Origin of the sequence: Azoarcus sp. DN11 (assembly GCF_003628555.1) — a bacterium.
GTDB lineage: Bacteria > Pseudomonadota > Gammaproteobacteria > Burkholderiales > Rhodocyclaceae > Aromatoleum.
In genome coordinates, this window is the sequence record NZ_CP021731.1 from 1,821,581 (window position 1) to 1,838,258 (window position 16,678).

Genomic DNA, 16,678 nt, shown 5'->3' on the forward strand with positions numbered 1-16,678 from the left:
CGATGTGTCTCACCCTCACTTCCGCCACGGCCGCCTTGCGAGGGCCGGCATGCTAGCCCGCGACTCGGACTTCGTCGAACTCGACGGCCCGCCCGCCTTCGACTACGGCGAAAAGGTCGTCTCGCGCAAGAACGTGCGCAACGACGGCACCTTCGGCGGCAAGGAACTCGGCGACCTGCTGGTGAAGAAGGGGGATGTCGGCTACGTCAAGAGCATCGGCTCCTTCCTGCAGCAGTTCTACATCTACGGCATCGATTTCGTCGACCGCGGCTACGTGGTGGGCATGAAGGGGCGCGAACTGCGCTCCCTCGACCGCATCGCGGCGGACGATGCCGACGTCCCCGGCGAGGTCATCGGCGGCCTCGCGGAATCCATGGAGGCAACAGCATGAAAGTGACAGTACGCAAGGAAGCGGGCGGTGGCTATTCCATCTACGTGCCGAAGAAGGACCTCGAGGCGCGCATCGTCGAACTGGCGGACGACCGTCTGTGGGGCAGCACGGCCACGCTCGACAACGGCTGGCAGTTGGAGCTGCCGGACCTGCCCTTCGACACCCGCCTGCCGGTCACGGTCGAGGCGCGGCGGTTGGCCGGCGACTGATTGCGTCGCCCAGGGCGAGGAGGGCCGGCACCTGCCGCTCGATGGCGGCACGTGCCGGCCGCTCCAGTTTGCGTAGCCAGCGCGCGGGAATCGCCGCCGCGCCCCAGCGCGCCCCGGCCAGCATGCCGGCGATGGCACCGGTGGTGTCGGCGTCGCCGCCGAGGTTCACCGTCCGCCGCAGGCAATCCTCGAAACCCGCGCTGGTGAAGAAGGCGTGCAGTACCGTCTGCACCGTGTCCACGACGTAGGCGCTGGTGCGCCCCGGGTAGGGGGCGAAGCGGAACTGCCGGTGGCGCGCCACCAGATCCTGCGCGATGCCGATCACCTCGGAGCGCTTCGCACCGTGAAGCAGCGCCGCGGTCATCTGCGCGAGCGCCTCGGTGGCGGCGTCCGACAGCGGGTGATGGTGGGTGATGCGGGCCTGGTCGATCGACAGGCGGTGCAGCAGGGCCGGGTCGTAGTGGGCCAGCAGCACCGTCGGCAGGTTGCGCATCAGCGCGCCGTTGCCCGCATCGCCGTCGTTCGCCGGGCCGTGCAGGCTGCCCTCGCGCCCGTAGCGGGCAAGGCCGCGGCGACAGGTGTTGCCGACGTCGATCGGCTTGCCCTTCAGCCATGCGAGCCAGTGCTCGGCGATGGTCGGCAGGTGCCAGCCGTCTGCGACGAGGATCGCTTCGCCGAGGGCGAGCGACATCTGCGTGTCGTCGGTCACCTGGCCCGCCTTCAGCCTGAGCCAGCCGCCGCCCACGATGTCCTTCAGCTCGCCGTACTGGTGGCGGATCTCGCCGGGAGTGAGGAACTCCACGGTCGCCCCCAGGGCGTCGCCCACCGCGAGCCCCAGGTAGGCGCCACGGGCGCGGTCGAGCAGGGTGGGTTCGCCGCTCACAGGTAGCCCAGCCGCACGCGGTAGTCGCCGCCGATCACCAGCACCTCGCCTTCGCCGCGCAGCACCGGCCCGGGGGCCATCGCGTTGCAATAGAGGATCTTCGACAGCGGCACGTCCACTTCGAGGATCGTGTCGCCGAACTGGTCGGCCACGTCGCGTTGTGTCGTGAACGAGACGAGATTGTTCTGTCGTACGACAGCGCGCCTGCGGTCGAGGCGCTCGACCAGCAGATGCTCGCCGAAGTCGTTCACGCCGCGGTAGAGGGTGACGTGGCTGCGCCCGGGGTAGAGCCAGCGGCGCAGGAAGCGCTGCGCGAACTCGTAGAGCAGGTCGAGCTGCAAGAGGATGCAGTTGTTGTGGAAGCGCGCCGCCATCTTCTCCTCCGTATAGGCCATCCATGCGGGGGACGGATAGCGCCCCAGGATCTCCTTGTGGAAGGTCGGCAGCAGGCCGAAGCGCGACTCCACCCAGCCCTTGAGCACCGCCCCCTCCTTGCCGTTGGCATCGAATCCCCAGCCGCGCAGCAGCCGCTGATAGTTCGCACGATAGCGCCTGCGGCCGGCGGCGTCGCGCTCCGGCGGGCCATCCAGATCGAATACGGCGCGCATGTAGATCCGGAATGCCGCAACCGCATCGCTCGCGGAGCGGGCGTCGTGGAGCATCGCGAAGAGCGCCCCGTTCGTCTGCCGCACGCCGCTGATGGCAAGCGGCAGCGGGGTGTCCTGGAAGGCGCTGCTTGCCAGCACGGCGGTGGGGACGCCGATCAGGTTCGTGCTGTGGCCGATCGGGAGGGGCGGAAGGGAGCGCGGGGAGTCCATGCCCGCCCCGTGCAAGAAGCGCGCCGTGCCGCCGGCGTCGCTTCGGCGCCACTGCCGACACGTCGCGTGTGGGACAGGACCACGCATTTGTCGGCTTCGCGACATGCCTCCACGTGGCCCCCGAGATCGCCGGAAAGCCGCGCCAGACGGGCGTTTCCGCCGGTTTTGCAGCGCTTGGCACAGCCATTGCTGAAAGGAGGTCGTGCCGGCCTCGCCGGATGCCAGTTAAACCACTCAAGGAGAGTTGAAATGAGTCTGCGTCAAATCGCGTTCTACGGCAAAGGCGGGATCGGCAAGTCCACCACCTCCCAGAACACCCTCGCGGCGCTGGCCGAAATGGGCCAGAAGATCCTCATCGTCGGCTGCGACCCGAAGGCCGACTCGACCCGCCTGATCCTGCACGCCAAGGCGCAGGACACGGTGCTCTCGCTCGCCGCCGAGGCCGGCTCGGTGGAGGACCTGGAGCTCGAGGACGTGCTGCGCGTCGGCTACCGCGACATCCGCTGCGTCGAGTCGGGCGGCCCGGAACCCGGCGTCGGCTGCGCCGGCCGTGGCGTCATCACCGCGATCAACTTCCTCGAGGAGAACGGTGCCTACGACGGCGTGGATTACGTCTCCTACGACGTGCTCGGCGACGTGGTGTGCGGCGGCTTCGCGATGCCGATCCGCGAGAACAAGGCCCAGGAAATCTACATCGTCATGTCCGGCGAGATGATGGCGATGTACGCCGCGAACAACATCTCGAAGGGCATCCTGAAGTACGCCAACACCGGCGGCGTGCGCCTGGGCGGCCTGGTGTGCAACGAGCGCCAGACCGACAAGGAATGGGAACTGGCCGACGCGCTGGCGAAGCGCCTTGGCACCTCCTTGATCCACTTCGTGCCGCGCGACAACGTCGTCCAGCACGCCGAACTGCGCCGCATGACGGTCCTTGAATACGATCCCGAGTGCAAGCAGGCCGAGGAATACCGCCAACTCGCGCGCAAGGTGCATGCCAACAAGGGCAACGGCACTATCCCCACCCCGATCAGCATGGAAGAGCTGGAAGACCTGCTGCTCGAGTTCGGGATCATGCAGAAGGAAGACGACAGCATCGTCGGCAAGGCCAAGGCCGTGGCCTAAGCGCCAGCGCACAGGAGAATCGAGATGAGTGCTGTAATCGACGAAACTGCGGATGACAAGACCCGCGAAGTTGCCGACAGGAGGGCCCTCATCCAGGAGGTCCTCGCGACCTACCCGGAGAAGGCCGGGAAGAAGCGCGCCAAGCACCTCAACGTGTACGAGGAAGGCAAGCCCGACTGCGGTGTCAAGTCCAACATCAAGTCCCTGCCCGGTGTGATGACCATCCGCGGCTGCGCCTACGCCGGTTCCAAGGGTGTGGTGTGGGGTCCGATCAAGGACATGGTGCACGTCTCCCACGGTCCCGTGGGCTGCGGCCAGTACTCCTGGGCTACCCGCCGCAACTACGCCAACGGCACCTCGGGCGTGGATAGCTTCGCCGCCCTGCAAATCACGTCCGACTTCCAGGAGAAGGACATCGTCTTCGGCGGCGACAAGAAGCTGGACAAGCTGATCGACGAGCTCAAGACCGTCTTCCCGCTGGCCAAGGGTGTCTCGGTGCAGTCCGAGTGCCCCATCGGCCTCATCGGCGACGACATCGAGGCGGTCGCGAAGAAGAAGCACAAGGAGACCGGGTTGACCGTGGTCCCGGTGCGCTGCGAAGGCTTCCGCGGCGTGTCCCAGTCCCTGGGCCACCACATCGCCAACGACGCGATCCGCGACTGGGTGTTCGACAAGGCGGACTACGAGGCGCCTTTCGAGTCCACCCCCTACGACGTGGTGCTGATGGCCGACTACAACATCGGCGGCGACGCCTGGGCCTCGCGCATCCTGCTCGAGGAGATGGGCCTGCGGGTCATCGGCCAGGGCACCGGCGATGCGACCCTCAAGGAAATCGAGATGATGCCGCGGGCCAAGGTGCTGCTGCTGCACTGCTACCGCTCGATGAACTACATCGCGCGGCACGTGGAGGAGAAGTACGGCGTGCCCTGGATGGAGTACAACTTCTTCGGCCCGACCAAGATCGCCGAGTCCCTGCGCAAGATCGCCGCGCTCTTCGACGACACCATCAAGGCCAACGCCGAGAAGGTCATCGCCAAGCACGAGCAGCTGTGCGCCGACGTGATCGCCAAGTACAAGCCGCGCCTGGAAGGCAAGAAGGTGATGCTCTACGTCGGCGGCCTGCGCCCGCGCCACGTCATCGGCGCCTATGAGGACCTGGGCATGGAAGTGGTCGGCACCGGCTACGAGTTCGGCCACGGCGACGACTACCAGCGCACCACCGGCTACATCAAGGACGGCACCCTGATCTACGACGACGTCTCCGGCTTCGAACTGGAGAAGTTCGCCGAGAAGATCCGCCCCGACCTGATCGGCTCCGGCGTGAAGGAGAAGTACATCTTCCAGAAGATGGGCATCCCCTTCCGCCAGATGCACAGCTGGGACTACTCCGGCCCCTACCACGGCTACGACGGCTTCGCGATCTTCGCCCGCGACATGGACATGGCGATCAACAGCCCCGTGTGGTCGCTGACCAAGGCGCCCTGGAAAAAGTAAGGAGAATCAGCATGGCTCAATCTGCCGAGAAAGTGCTCGACCACAGCGCACTCTTCCAGACGCCGGAGTACAAGGAGCTGTTCGAGCGCAAGCGCGTCTTCGAACACACCGTGCCGGTCGACGAGGTGAAGAAGACCTGTGACTGGACCAAGACCTGGGAATACCGGGAGATCAACTTCTCCCGTGAGGTCCTCACCATCAACCCGGCCAAGGCCTGCCAGCCCCTCGGCGCCGTCATGGCCGCCGCCGGCTTCGAGGGCACGCTGCCCTACGTGCATGGCTCGCAAGGCTGCGTCGCCTACTTCCGCTCCCACTTCAACCGCCACTTCAAGGAGCCGGTGTCCGCCGTCTCCGACTCGATGACGGAAGACGCGGCGGTGTTCGGCGGCCTGACCAACATGGTGGACGGCCTCGCCAACGCCTACGCCCTCTACAAGCCGAAGATGATCGCCGTCAGCACCACCTGCATGGCGGAAGTCATCGGCGACGACCTGGATGCCTTCATCAAGACCGCCAAGGACAAGGGCTCGATCCCCAAGGACTTCCCGGTCCCCTTCGCCCACACCCCGAGCTTCGTCGGCAGCCATGTCACCGGCTACGACAACATGCTCAAGGGCTGCCTCACCCACTTCTGGGAGGGCAGGGAGCGTAAGGAATCGGCGTCGATCAACATCAACGGCGGCTTCGACGGCTACTGCGTCGCCAACCTGCGGGAGGTCAAGCGCCTGCTGGCGGAGATGGACGTCGAGTACACCGTCCTCTCCGACACCTCGGACGTCTACGACACGCCCACCAACGGTGAATTCAACATGTTCGCCGGCGGCACCAGGTACGACGACGCGGTCAATGCGCTGCACGCCAAGGGCACCATCTTCATGCAGGGCATCTCGGCGGCGAAGTCGGCGGAGTACGTGGAGAAGGTCGGCCAGAAGGCCGTCAGCCTCCACTGCCCGATCGGCGTGGCCGGCACCGACGCCTTCCTGATGGCGGTCTCCGAGCTCACCGGCAAGCCGATCCCGGCCAGCCTGGAGCTGGAGCGCGGCCGCCTGGTGGACGCCATCGCCGACTCCCAGGCCTACCTCCACGGCAAGAAGTTCGCCCTCTTCGGCGACCCCGACATGCTGCTGGGCCTCACCGGCTTCCTCCTCGAACTCGGCGCCGAGCCGGTGCACATCGTGTGCACCAACTCGACCAAGGACTTCGTCGAGAAGATGGAACAGCTGCTGGCCGCCAGCCCCTTCGGCCAGGAGGCCAAGCTGTGGCCGGGCAAGGACCTGTGGCACATGCGCTCGCTGCTGGCCACCGAGCCGGTGGACTTCCTCATCGGCAGCTCCCACGGCAAGTACCTGGAGCGCGACACCGGCACGCCGCTGATCCGCATCGGCTTCCCGATCTTCGACCGCCACCACCACCACCGCTTCCCCATCTGGGGTTACCAGGGCGGCCTCAACGTCCTGGTGAAGATCCTCGACAAGATCTTCGACACCCTGGACGCGAGCACGGTGGACGGCTCGCCGAGCTTCGACCTGGTGCGCTGACCGGCACCGGCGGGCAGCCACTGCGGTAGCTGCCCGCCGGTGGATTCGCAGGACCGACGAGAGACCATCATGAGCGTCCCCAAACAGAGAATCGACAGCCTGCTGATCGAACCGGGATGCGCCACCAACCAGGCCAAGAGCGACAAGGCGCGCAAGGCCGGCTGCAAGAAGCCCTTGACCCCCGGCGCCGCCGCCGGCGGCTGCGCCTTCGACGGCGCCAAGATCGCCCTGCAGCCGATCGTCGACGTCGCCCACCTGGTGCACGGCCCCATCGCCTGCGAAGGCAATTCCTGGGATTCGCGCCACGTCTACTCCTCCGGCGCCCAGACCTACCGCACCGGCTTCACCACCGACATGGGCGAGTTCGACGTCGTCTATGGCGGCGAGAAGCGCCTCTACCGGGCGATCAAGGAGATCGCCGAGACGGTCAGGCCGCCCGCCATCTTCGTCTACCAGACCTGCCTGCCGGCGATGATCGGCGACGACATCGACGCCGTCTGCCAGGCCGCCAGCGCCAGGTTCGGCCTGCCGGTGATCCCGGTGAACGCGCCGGGCTTCGCCGGCAGCAAGAACCTCGGCAACAAGCTCGGCGGCGAGGCGCTGCTCGACCATGTGGTGGGCACGCTGGAGCCCGAATTCACCACGGACTGCGACATCAACCTCATCGGCGAGTACAACGTCGTTGGCGAGTTCTGGCAGGTGCAGCCGCTGTTTGAAGCGCTCGGCATTCGCGTCCTCGCGAGCTTCTGCGGCGACGCCCGCTACCGCGACATCGCCGTCTCCCACCGCGCGAAGGCGGCGATCATGCTGTGCTCCCAGGCGCTCATCAACATCGCGCGCAAGATGGACGAGCGCTACGGCATCCCCTTCTTCGAGGGCAGCTTCTACGGCATCGCCGACATGTCCGACTGCCTGCGCAGGATCAGCGCCCTGCTGGTGGCGCAGGGCGCTCCCGCCGACCTGCCGGCCCGCGCCGAGGCCCTCATCGCCCGCGAGGAGGCCCGCGCCTGGGCGCGGCTGGAGCCCTACAAGGCACGCCTCCAGGGCAAGCGGGTGCTGCTGTTCACCGGCGGCGTGAAGTCCTGGAGCGTCGTCTCCGCGCTGCAGGAGGTGGGCCTGGAGATCGTCGGCACCTCGATGCGCAAATCCACCGCCCACGACCGGGAGAAGGTGGTGGAGATCATGGGTACCGACGCCCATATGTTCGACGAGCTGCCGCCCCGGGAGATGTACCGCATGCTCAAGGAGTCGAAGGCCGACGTCATGCTCTCCGGCGGCCGCTCCCAGTTCGTGGCGCTGAAGGCCAAGACCCCCTGGGTGGAGATCAACCAGGAGCGCCACCACGCCTACGCCGGCTACGACGGCATCGTCAATCTCGTCGCCGAGATCGACAAGGCCCTTCACAACCCCATCTGGGCCCAGGTGAAGACGCTGGCCCCGTGGGACCTTCAGGAAGTCGCGGACGAGGGCGAGAGCGCGTTCGCGGACCAGGAGTTGCGTCATGGCTGAGATCCTCGCCGGCCGCAAGGCCTGCACCGTCAATCCCCTGAAGATGAGCGCCCCCATCGGCGCCGCCCTGGCCTTCCTCGGCATGGACCGCTGCCTGCCCCTGCTGCACGGCTCGCAAGGCTGCACCGCCTTCGGCCTGGTGCTCTTCGTGCGCCACTTCCGGGAGACCATCCCCCTGCAGACTACTGCCATGAGCGAGGTAACCACCATCCTCGGCGGCCAGGAGAACATCGAGCAGGCCCTGGTGAACATCCACAAGCGGGCCAACCCGGCCTTGATCGGCCTGTGCTCCACCGGCATCACCGAGGCCAAGGGCGACGACGTGGCCGGCTTCCTCACCGACATCCGCGCCCGCCATCCCGAGCTCGCCGGCATGGAAGTGGTCTTCACCCCCACCCCCGACTTCGTCGGCGGCTTCCAGGAGGGCTGGGGCAAGGCGGTGGAGTGCATGGTGACGAGCCTGGTGCGGCCCTCCAAGGTGCGCACCCCCTGGCAGGTGAACATCCTCGCCCCCTGCCACCTCACTCCCGGCGACCTCGAGGAACTGCGGGAGATCGTCGAGGCCTTCGGCCTCTACCCGGTGATCCTCCCCGACCTCTCCGGCTCCCTCGACGGCCACATCCCCGAGACCTTCCTGCCCCACACCCTGGGCGGCACCCGCGTCGAGGACGTGCGCAGGATGGGCGAAGCGGCGCTGACCATCGCCATCGGCGAGCAGATGCGCCCCGCGGCGGCCGCCCTGGAGCGCATCGCCGGCGTCCCCTTCCGGCTCTTCGACCGGCTCACCGGCCTCGCCGCCAGCGACGCCCTGATCGGCCTGCTGGCCGAGGTTTCCGGCAACGAGGTGCCGGCGAAATACAAGCGCCAGCGCAGCCAGCTGCTGGACGCCATGCTCGACGGCCACTTCTACTTCGGCGGCAAGCGCATCGCGGTCGCCGGCGAGGCCGACCTGCTGCACACCCTGGTCTCCTTCTTCACCGAGATGGGCGCCGAGGTGCCGGTGGCGGTGGCGCCCACCGAAACGCCGATCCTGCCGCAGTTGCCCTGCGCCACGGTGCGTATCGGCGATCTCGACGACTTCGAGCATGCCGCGGCCGCAGTGGAGGAGGGCTGCGACCTCCTGGTGACCCATTCCCACGGCCGCCAGGCCGCCCAGCGTCTGGGTCTGCCCCTCTACCGCGCCGGCATCCCCAGCTTCGACCGCCTGGGCGCCACCCACCAGGTGTCGGTCGGCTACCGCGGCACCCGCAATCTCATCTTCGAGGTGGCCAATGTCTTCATCGCCCGGCTCAACGACCACGAACAGCACGCCAGCCCCGCCGACTTCCACCCCGCCGGACGCGGGGAAGCGGCCGGCGGGGCGCTGGAGCCGCCGCCTGTCACTCGTCACTGATTCCCCCACCAATCCCCAAGGAGCGCCCCGTATGAAAGTCGCGTTTGCCACCGAAAACATGCTCGAGGTGGACGCCCACTTCGGCTGGGCGAGGAAGATCGCCATCTACGAGGTCCAGCCGGAGGCCAGCCGGCTGGTGGGGATCGCCGAGTTTGCCGGCGACCTCGCCGAGGACGGCAGCGAGGACAAGCTGCAGCCCAAGCTGGAGGCCATCAAGGACTGCGCCATCGTCTATGTCGCCGCCATCGGCGGCTCGGCGGCGGCCAAGGTGGTGAACCTGCGGGTGCATCCGGTGAAGGTGCCCATCCCGCAGCCCATCGCCCAGATCATCGAGCGCTTGCAGGAAGTCCTCAAGGGCACACCGCCGCCGTGGCTGCGCAAGGTTCTGCTCAAGGGCCAGGAACGCTCCTTCGACTTCGCCGAGGAATAAACCCATGTCCGAGACGCCCATGACCACCGCGCCGGCAGGCGTGGCCTCCGCAGACTTTGCGACGCTCGTCTCCGCCTCGCCCTTCCTCGCCGAGCTCGTCAAGCAGCTGCGCGCCCAGGATCCCTACGGCCGCTGGGGCAGGAAATCCGACGCCGAGGTCCTCGCCCCCTACGTCGTGGACAAGGCGGCGCGCAAGCTCATCTCCATCATCGACGACCCCGATCCGGCCGTCCTCTGGCGACTCGATCTCTTCTACGCCGCCGCCGGCCTCGCCATCGAGCGCCAGTGCGGGCTGATCGCCTCGCCGACGATCAAGATCAACCATGAGGGCTTCGGCCGCGCGATCCTGTCCAGCGGCCGCCTGATCGTCTATTCGAAGTACCACCGCGACATCCACCGCTTCGGTTTCGACAGCCTGGCGGCCCTCGCCGAAGCGGGCGACGGCATCGTCCGCGAGGCCGTGGCGATGATCGCCCGCTTTCCCGAGGTCGCCAATTTCTGATCGAGGTGTGCCCATGAACGCCGACGAACTCAAGGCCCTGGTCAGGAAGCTCAACGCCCAGGCCACGCAAAGCAAGATGGACCTCCACGACCTGTCGGAGGAACTGCCCACAGGCTGGGAGCGCATCCCCGAGCAGGCGCAGCAGACCTTCGACGCCTACGCCCGGCTGGCCGAAGCACGCCGCCAGCTGGCGGCCCTCGGCTGAACGTTTCCGCCTGTCGCAGCTCTCCCGCCTTCACTACGGAACCCGCCCATGAGCCACTACACCGTCATCCTGCCGTCGGGCGTCGCCTGGACGCCCCGATTCATCGCCGCCATCAACCAGGAGAAATGCATCGGCTGCGGCCGCTGTTTCAAGACCTGCGCTCGGGAGGTGCTGCAGCTCATGGCGATCGATGATGATGGCGAACTGGTGGCGATCGACGCCGACGACGATGAGGAATACGAGAAGAAGGTGATGAGCATCGCGCAGCCGGAAAACTGCGTCGGCTGCGAATCCTGCAACAACAACTGCGCGCGGCGCTGCATCAGTTACGCGCCTGCGGCGGTCTGATCATGATGCCCGCCGACTATCTGGCGCTGATCTCGCCCCGCTGGAAAGAGGGCGGCGAACTGCAGGTGGCCGGCGAGCGCCATGAGGAGTACGCCGACCTGCGGGCGCTGTTGCTGGATGCCAGTGCCGCCGAAGATCCCGACGTAATCGCCCTGGCCGAAGCCGTGGCCCGCGCATGCATGGGCGACGACCACCTCTGGCACGACCTCGGCCTGCCCTCGCGAACGGTGCTCTCGGAACTGTTGCACGCCCATTTCCCGCGCGTCGCTGCCCGCAATGTGAGCCGGATGCGCTGGAAGAAGTTCTTCTATCGGGAGCTCTGCGCCCAGGTCGGCATCCGTGCCTGCCGCGCCCCGTCCTGCGGCGTCTGCGCCCACTACGCCGACTGCTTCGGCAGCGAGGAACTGCCGCTGCGGCAACTGGCGATCTAGCGCGAAACGGCGCCATGTCAATTGCAAACGAAAATGGCCTGCACGAACGTGCAGGCCATTTTCTTGTTTGGTTGCGGGGGCAGGATTTGAACCTGCGACCTTCGGGTTATGAGCCCGACGAGCTGCCAGACTGCTCCACCCCGCGTCTGGAGAAGCAAAACTATAGCGAATTTCAGATCCGTGCGCAAGAACTTTTTGCAAAATCTTTTTGCCGGCGCCACGAGTTGTCACCCGGGGGGCATTTGCCGGATAGTGCACTGCGGTCTGGTGAGGGCTGCGAATTGTCCGCAGATTCAGCGGATTTTGCAGGTTTTCGGGGGAATTGCGGTCGATGCTGGCGCGATTGTTGTTACGTCTGGCGGGGTGGCGCGTGGTGATCGCGCCGCCTCCGGGCCCGAAGGGAGTGCTGATGGTGTATCCGCACACGTCCAACTGGGATTTCCCGCTTGGTGTGCTGGCGCGTTCGGCCTCCGGGCTGGGGATCTCGTATGTCGCCAAGGATTCGCTCTTTCGTCCGCCCTTCGGCGTGCTGTTCCGCTGGTTGGGTGGTATTCCGGTGAATCGACGCGTGAGTACGGGTTTCATCGGGCAGCTGGTGCGGCGCTATGCGGAGTCCGAGCGGCTGTTCATCGCGATCGCGCCCGAGGGAACGCGCGGGCATGTGCCGCAATTGAAGTCCGGTTTCTATCACCTGGCGGTGCAGGCGGGGGTTCCGCTCGGGCTCGTGTTTATCGACTACGGCCGTCGCGAACTGGGAATCGGTGCGTGGCTGACGCTCAGCGGCGATGCGGAGCGCGATCTCGCCGCGATTCGCGACTTCTATGCGGGCCGGCAGGGGAAGCACCCGCAGAATGCGGGGGAGATCCGCTTCGGGGAAGAGCGGGGCTGAGTCGCCGCGCGAATCAGGAAGGAAAAAAGGGCGACCGGCCTGTGACCGGTCGCCCTTTGCGCTCTCTTGGGGTTGGGGTTTTTATCAGTTCAGTTGCTGGATGCCTGCGACCAGCCAGCCCTGGTTGCCGTCGACCGGCTTGGTGAGGTGCCAGATCTCGCTGAAGTCGACCGGGGCCGCGCCGGCTTCTTCGCGGATCAGGCCGCTGAAGCGGACCGCGACGCGGTAACGGCGGTTTTCCTCGACGACTTCGGCGATTTCGGCGTTGAGTTCCATCACTTCGGTCTGCTGCGGCGCAGTGCCGCGCTCGCGGATCTGCATCTGCAGTTCGGCGAAGATCTCGGGCGTCACGAATTCGCGCAGGTCGTCGAGGTTTGCCGCATCGTTGGCCGCTTGCAGACGGATGAAGTTCACCTTGGCCTGGCGCGCAAAACCTTCCGCGTCGAAGCCGGCGGGCAGTGCGTTGGCGGCGGCCGGCGCGGCTGCAGGCGCGGCGCTGCCGTCGGCGGGCAGGGGTTGCGACTGCGTCGGGATGCTGCCGCCACCGGCGCCCATGCCGGCATACTGCATGGCGGGGCCCTGCGTGCGCTTGCGCGTCAACATGCGGAAGGCGACCACGGCGGCTAGCACGAGGAGGCCGATCATCATCATGTTGGCGAATTCTTCGCCGAAGCCGAGATGCGAGGCGAGGGCGGCAAGGCCGAGGCCGGCTGCCAGACCGGCGACGGGGCCGAGCCAGGAGTTCTTGCGCGGCGCCTGTGCGGGCGCAGCCGCGGCCGGCGGGGTGGCCGTGCGGGCGCTGGCGGTGGATGACGGCGCCGTGCTGCTTTGCGTGCCGAACGACTTGCCGCCGCCGAGACGCTTGGCTTCGGCATCGTTCGCCGTCAGGCCGACGCTCAGCACGAGCGCGCAGACGGTGAGCAGGATTCGGGTGAGTTTCATAAGGGTTGAGCCTCCTCTGGATGTTTGAATTCCATGTCCCGCAGGCTCCCCGCAGGGAGCTGGCGGTCCGCAGCACCGGTTGGTGCGCACGACCGTTGGAGGATACGGATACTTGAACTTCCGATGAAGATGAGTTTAAAGTACATTAACTCAGAAAAAATGGAAGTAAGCATGCAACCGCTCAACTACCGTCACCTGTACTACTTCTGGGTCGTCGCGAAGGAAGGCGGCATCGCGCGGGCCGCGGAGCGGCTCGAAATGGCAGTGCAGACCGTGAGCACCCAGGTCCGGGAACTCGAACGCGCGCTCGGATTTTCGCTGTTCCGGTCGGTGGGGCGCGGCATCGAGCTGACCGAAGCCGGCGCGACGGCCGTGCGCTACGCCGAGCAGATCTTCCAGCTGGGCGAGGCCCTGCCGGCGGCGGTGCAGGAGGCGGCGGAAGCGCAGGGCGTGCGCCTCGCGGTGGGAATCGCCGACGCCTTGCCGAAGCCGGCGGTGCGCCACCTGCTGCAGCCGGCCGTCGAAACGCCCAACCTGCGCCTGCAGTGCCAGGAGGGCGATTTCGACGACCTGCTCGCCGATCTGGCCTTGCACCGCCTGGACGTGGTGCTCGCCGACCGGCCGGCGCCGGCGAATCCGAACCTGCGGGTGTTCAGCCACCGCATGGGCAAATCGCCGATCGCGTGGTACGTGCGGGCCGACATCGCGCGGACGGTCGAACAACGTTTCCCTGCCTGCCTCGCGGAGCTGCCGCTGCTGTTGCCGACGGCCGACTCGGCAGTGCGCAGCCGGCTCGACGACTGGCTGGCACGCCAGGGCATTCGTCCCCGCGTGGTCGGCGAGTTCGAGGACAGCGCGCTGCTGGCGACGTTCGGCGAAAGCGGTCTCGGGGCCTTTCCTGCGCCCGAGCTGTCGTCGGAGGAGTTCACGCGCTCGCGCGGGCTTGCGTTGCTGGGGCGCTGCCCGGACGTGGTCGAGCATTTCTATGCGATCTCGGCGCAGCGCAAGGTGGACCATCCGGTGATCCGCCGCCTGCTTGCCGGGGCGGAGCAGGCCTCCGCCTGAAGGGATGCGGAACGCTTGCCCTCATGCTCGCCGGAGGGTATCAAGGCGGCAATCACATGCAAGCGAGCTGTCGGGCCGGAAAAAGGAGCTCATCGGATGGGAGTGGCGACGATGACGAGATGGGCGCGTTACTGGATCGGCGTGCTGAAGCGGAGCGTGCGGCTGTGGCTGGACGCGCAGGTGTTCGTGCATGCGGCGGCGCTGGCGTTCTTCACGGTGTTTTCGGTGGCGCCGGTCGTGATCGTCGTGGTCACGGTCGTCGGCCTGGTGCTCGGGGAGTCCGCGGCACAGGGCGAGATGGCGCAGCAGCTGGAGGCGGCGATCGGTGCGCAGGCGGCCCAGGCGGTGCAGACGGCGGTCGCGGCGAGCCGCATCAAGCAGAGCGGCATCCTGCCGACGCTCGCGGGTTTCGCGGCGATGCTGTTCGGTGCGGCGACGGTGTTCGGGCAGATGCAGACGGCGCTGAACTCGATCTGGTCGGTCGCGCCGCGGCCGACGCGCAGCAGCATCGTGATCTATCTGAAGAACCGCCTGCTGTCGATGACGATCGTGCTTGCGATCGGGTTCGTGCTGCTGGTGTCGCTGCTCCTGAGCGTCGCGGTGCGGGCGGTGGTCGAGTTCGCGAGCGACTGGGTGCCGATTCCGTCGCCGCTGTTGATCGGGCTCGACTGGGGGGTGTCGCTCTTCGTCGTGACGCTGCTGTTCGCGACGATCTTCCGCGTGTTGCCGGACGTGCTGCTGCGCTGGCGCGACGTGTGGCTCGGGGCGCTGGTCACCGCGCTGCTGTTCGCGGTGGGGCGCAGCCTCATCGCGTTGTACCTGTCGACGACGGCTACCGCGTCGACATATGGGGCGGCGGGTTCCCTGGTGCTCCTGCTGATGTGGGTGAACTACTCGTCGCTGATTCTGCTGCTGGGTGCGGCGTTTACGCGCGCCAACGTGGAGGCGCGCGGGCAGGTCATCCAGCCGCGGGTCACGGCCGTGCGCGTGCATCGCGAGCTGATGCAGGACGACTGAATCGGGCCGGACAAATTTCGCAGGGATCAATTCCCTTGCCGATGGGCCGCGCTACTATCGCCAAATGCCGACAGTCCGCCCATCCGTTCCGGATCTCCATGACCGCCTCGCCGGTCTCGTCGCGACGCTCGAGCGTGGCCTGGTCGAGCGTTCCCATGTCGTGCGCCTTGCGCTGCTCGCGGCGCTCGCGGGCGAACACACGCTGCTGATCGGGCCGCCGGGCACCGCGAAGAGCGAGCTCGCGCGCCGGCTGCATCTCGCCTTTCGCGATGCGCGCTACTTCGAGCGGCTGCTGACGCGCTTCTCGGTGCCGGAGGAGCTGTTCGGGCCGCTGTCGATCCAGGCGCTCGAGCAGGATCGCTACGAACGCCATACCGCGGGTTTCCTGCCGGATGCGTCGATTGCCTTCATCGACGAGGTCTTCAAGGCCAACAGCGCGATCCTCAACGCGCTGCTGACGCTGCTCAACGAACGCGAATTCGACAACGGCGCAGGGCGGCAGCGCTGCCCCCTGATCAGCGCGATCGGGGCGACCAACGAGGTGCCGGAGGACGAGATCGCGGAAGCCTTCTTCGACCGCTTCCTGCTGCGGGTGACGGTCGCGCCGGTGAGCGCGGAAGGTTTTGGCGAGCTGCTGGGCGCCGATCTGGCGCGGTGCTGGGAAGCGCCGGAGCATGACGAGGCGCTCGGTGCGGCCGACCTTGATGCGCTCGGTGCCGCGGCGGGGCTGGTGGTGGTGCCGGCCGAGGTGACGGCGATGTTCGCCGAGCTGCGCGCGCATCTCGGGGCCGCGGAAGTGTACGTGTCCGACCGCCGCTGGGTGAAGGCGGCGCGCCTTCTGCGCATCGCCGCGGCGAGCGAGGGGCGGGGTGTCGTGTCGCTGTGGGATCTGCTGCTGCTGCCGTGGTGCACGGCACCCGACGCGCCGCGCCAGGCCGCGCTCGGCGACTGGCTGTGTGCGCGGCTCGGCGTGCGCGAGGCGTTTGCGCCGCCGCGTGTCACGCGCATCGTCGAGGCGTTCGACGCGCAGCTGCAGGCCGAGCGCAACGCGAACGACCTGGATTACGACGAGAGCGGCCGCTTGCGCTTCTCGGCCACGGATCTCGCCGAGGAGATCGGCGACGCCAAGCGCGGGGCGCAGGCGCTGCGGCTGACGCACACGCGGCAGCGCCGCTACGGCCCGGCGCACATCGGCGCGCGTACGCGGCAGATCGACGAGCTGGTCGTGCGCCTCGATGCGTACGCTGCGGAGCTCGATGCGCGCCGCCGGGATCTGACCGCGTACCGCGCGCGCAGTCTGTGGCTGGATGCGGAGCTCGTGGGACGCGCTGACGGGAGCCTCGCGGGGACGGCGCGGGTGATCGCCGATCTGCGTGAGCGGATCCTCGAAGCGCGTGCCGGCTTCGAGTCGCTGCCGCGCCTGCCGGCGGGGGAGGGCGGCGAGGTTCCGGCGCCTGTCCGGCACGAGCCGCTTTCCGCCGCCTGAGCGAGC

General features: G+C 67.4%; 19 protein-coding genes and 1 tRNA gene. 16 read left to right on the top strand and 4 right to left on the bottom strand.

From position 1 onward, the window contains the following. Positions 1-49 precede the first annotated feature (49 nt). Both CDA09_RS08335 and nifT read left to right on the top strand, forming a co-directional pair. Entirely contained in the window at positions 50-391 is a 342-nt protein-coding gene (locus CDA09_RS08335) for a nitrogen fixation protein NifZ (RefSeq protein WP_121428194.1), read from the top strand. Continuing rightward, on the top strand, positions 388-600 hold the full coding sequence (gene nifT / locus CDA09_RS08340) for a putative nitrogen fixation protein NifT (RefSeq protein ID WP_121428195.1): 213 nt from the start codon (positions 388-390) through the stop codon (positions 598-600). The genes CDA09_RS08335 and nifT overlap by 4 nt, the downstream gene beginning before the upstream one ends. Here the strand turns inward: nifT and draG are convergent. Beyond that, positions 566-1,483: an ADP-ribosyl-[dinitrogen reductase] hydrolase gene (draG, locus tag CDA09_RS08345; protein WP_286164425.1), complete on the bottom strand. Its 918-nt coding sequence runs from the start codon at positions 1,481-1,483 to the stop codon at positions 566-568. The genes nifT and draG overlap by 35 nt on opposite strands. Next, entirely contained in the window at positions 1,480-2,301 is an 822-nt protein-coding gene (locus tag CDA09_RS23610) for an NAD(+)--dinitrogen-reductase ADP-D-ribosyltransferase (RefSeq protein WP_286164426.1), read from the bottom strand. The genes draG and CDA09_RS23610 overlap by 4 nt, the downstream gene beginning before the upstream one ends. Positions 2,302-2,550: 249 nt before the next feature. On the opposite strand from CDA09_RS23610, the gene nifH reads away from it, so the two are divergent. The 10 genes from nifH to CDA09_RS08395 all read left to right on the top strand — a co-directional run bounded on the left by nifH (position 2,551) and on the right by CDA09_RS08395 (position 11,273). Then, positions 2,551-3,423, top strand: coding sequence for a nitrogenase iron protein (gene nifH, locus CDA09_RS08350; RefSeq protein WP_121428196.1), 873 nt, complete (start codon positions 2,551-2,553; stop codon positions 3,421-3,423). A 24-nt stretch (positions 3,424-3,447) separates the two neighbouring features. Continuing rightward, positions 3,448-4,917, top strand: a complete 1,470-nt coding sequence (gene nifD, locus CDA09_RS08355) for a nitrogenase molybdenum-iron protein alpha chain (protein ID WP_121428197.1) — start codon at positions 3,448-3,450, stop codon at positions 4,915-4,917. 11 nt (positions 4,918-4,928) lie between these two features. Continuing rightward, complete coding sequence (gene nifK / locus CDA09_RS08360; protein ID WP_121428198.1) at positions 4,929-6,455, top strand: nitrogenase molybdenum-iron protein subunit beta; 1,527 nt, start codon at positions 4,929-4,931, stop codon at positions 6,453-6,455. A gap of 69 nt (positions 6,456-6,524) precedes the next feature. Beyond that, positions 6,525-7,964 (top strand): nitrogenase iron-molybdenum cofactor biosynthesis protein NifE, encoded by a 1,440-nt coding sequence (gene nifE / locus CDA09_RS08365; protein WP_121428199.1) that lies wholly within the window; start codon positions 6,525-6,527, stop codon positions 7,962-7,964. After that, on the top strand, positions 7,957-9,357 hold the full coding sequence (gene nifN, locus CDA09_RS08370) for a nitrogenase iron-molybdenum cofactor biosynthesis protein NifN (RefSeq protein ID WP_121428200.1): 1,401 nt from the start codon (positions 7,957-7,959) through the stop codon (positions 9,355-9,357). Before nifE ends, nifN begins: the two co-directional genes overlap by 8 nt. Positions 9,358-9,388: 31 nt before the next feature. Beyond that, a complete protein-coding gene (gene nifX / locus CDA09_RS08375; RefSeq protein WP_121428201.1) occupies positions 9,389-9,787 on the top strand; it encodes a nitrogen fixation protein NifX in 399 nt (132 codons plus the stop codon). Between the two features lie 4 nt (positions 9,788-9,791). Further along, on the top strand, positions 9,792-10,289 hold the full coding sequence (locus CDA09_RS08380; RefSeq protein ID WP_121428202.1) for a NifX-associated nitrogen fixation protein: 498 nt from the start codon (positions 9,792-9,794) through the stop codon (positions 10,287-10,289). Positions 10,290-10,302: 13 nt separating this feature from the next. Continuing rightward, positions 10,303-10,494, top strand: a complete 192-nt coding sequence (locus CDA09_RS08385) for a CCE_0567 family metalloprotein (RefSeq protein ID WP_121428203.1) — start codon at positions 10,303-10,305, stop codon at positions 10,492-10,494. Between the two features lie 48 nt (positions 10,495-10,542). Continuing rightward, positions 10,543-10,842 carry a ferredoxin III, nif-specific gene (gene fdxB, locus CDA09_RS08390; RefSeq protein WP_121428204.1) on the top strand — a complete coding sequence of 100 codons (300 nt, stop codon included), beginning with the start codon at positions 10,543-10,545 and terminating at the stop codon, positions 10,840-10,842. Positions 10,843-10,844: 2 nt separating this feature from the next. Then, the gene (locus tag CDA09_RS08395) at positions 10,845-11,273 is read left to right on the top strand and encodes a nitrogen fixation protein NifQ (RefSeq protein ID WP_121428205.1); all 429 of its coding nucleotides are present in this window, start codon (positions 10,845-10,847) and stop codon (positions 11,271-11,273) included. Between the two features lie 68 nt (positions 11,274-11,341). Here the strand turns inward: CDA09_RS08395 and CDA09_RS08400 are convergent. Beyond that, a tRNA-Met gene (locus CDA09_RS08400) sits at positions 11,342-11,418 on the bottom strand. Between the two features lie 186 nt (positions 11,419-11,604). On the opposite strand from CDA09_RS08400, the gene CDA09_RS08405 reads away from it, so the two are divergent. Next, positions 11,605-12,162: a 1-acyl-sn-glycerol-3-phosphate acyltransferase gene (locus CDA09_RS08405; protein WP_121428206.1), complete on the top strand. Its 558-nt coding sequence runs from the start codon at positions 11,605-11,607 to the stop codon at positions 12,160-12,162. Positions 12,163-12,246: 84 nt separating this feature from the next. Here the strand turns inward: CDA09_RS08405 and CDA09_RS08410 are convergent, their stop codons facing one another. Then, positions 12,247-13,104, bottom strand: a complete 858-nt coding sequence (locus tag CDA09_RS08410) for a Tim44 domain-containing protein (RefSeq protein ID WP_121428207.1) — start codon at positions 13,102-13,104, stop codon at positions 12,247-12,249. Positions 13,105-13,275: 171 nt separating this feature from the next. On the opposite strand from CDA09_RS08410, the gene nhaR reads away from it, so the two are divergent. From nhaR to CDA09_RS08425, 3 genes are all read left to right on the top strand, one after another. Next, a complete protein-coding gene (nhaR, locus tag CDA09_RS08415) occupies positions 13,276-14,169 on the top strand; it encodes a transcriptional activator NhaR (protein ID WP_121428208.1) in 894 nt (297 codons plus the stop codon). Positions 14,170-14,280: 111 nt separating this feature from the next. Further along, positions 14,281-15,186, top strand: coding sequence for a YihY/virulence factor BrkB family protein (locus CDA09_RS08420; RefSeq protein WP_121430791.1), 906 nt, complete (start codon positions 14,281-14,283; stop codon positions 15,184-15,186). 64 nt (positions 15,187-15,250) lie between these two features. Continuing rightward, the gene (locus tag CDA09_RS08425) at positions 15,251-16,672 is read left to right on the top strand and encodes an AAA family ATPase (protein WP_121428209.1); all 1,422 of its coding nucleotides are present in this window, start codon (positions 15,251-15,253) and stop codon (positions 16,670-16,672) included. Positions 16,673-16,678 lie beyond the last annotated feature (6 nt).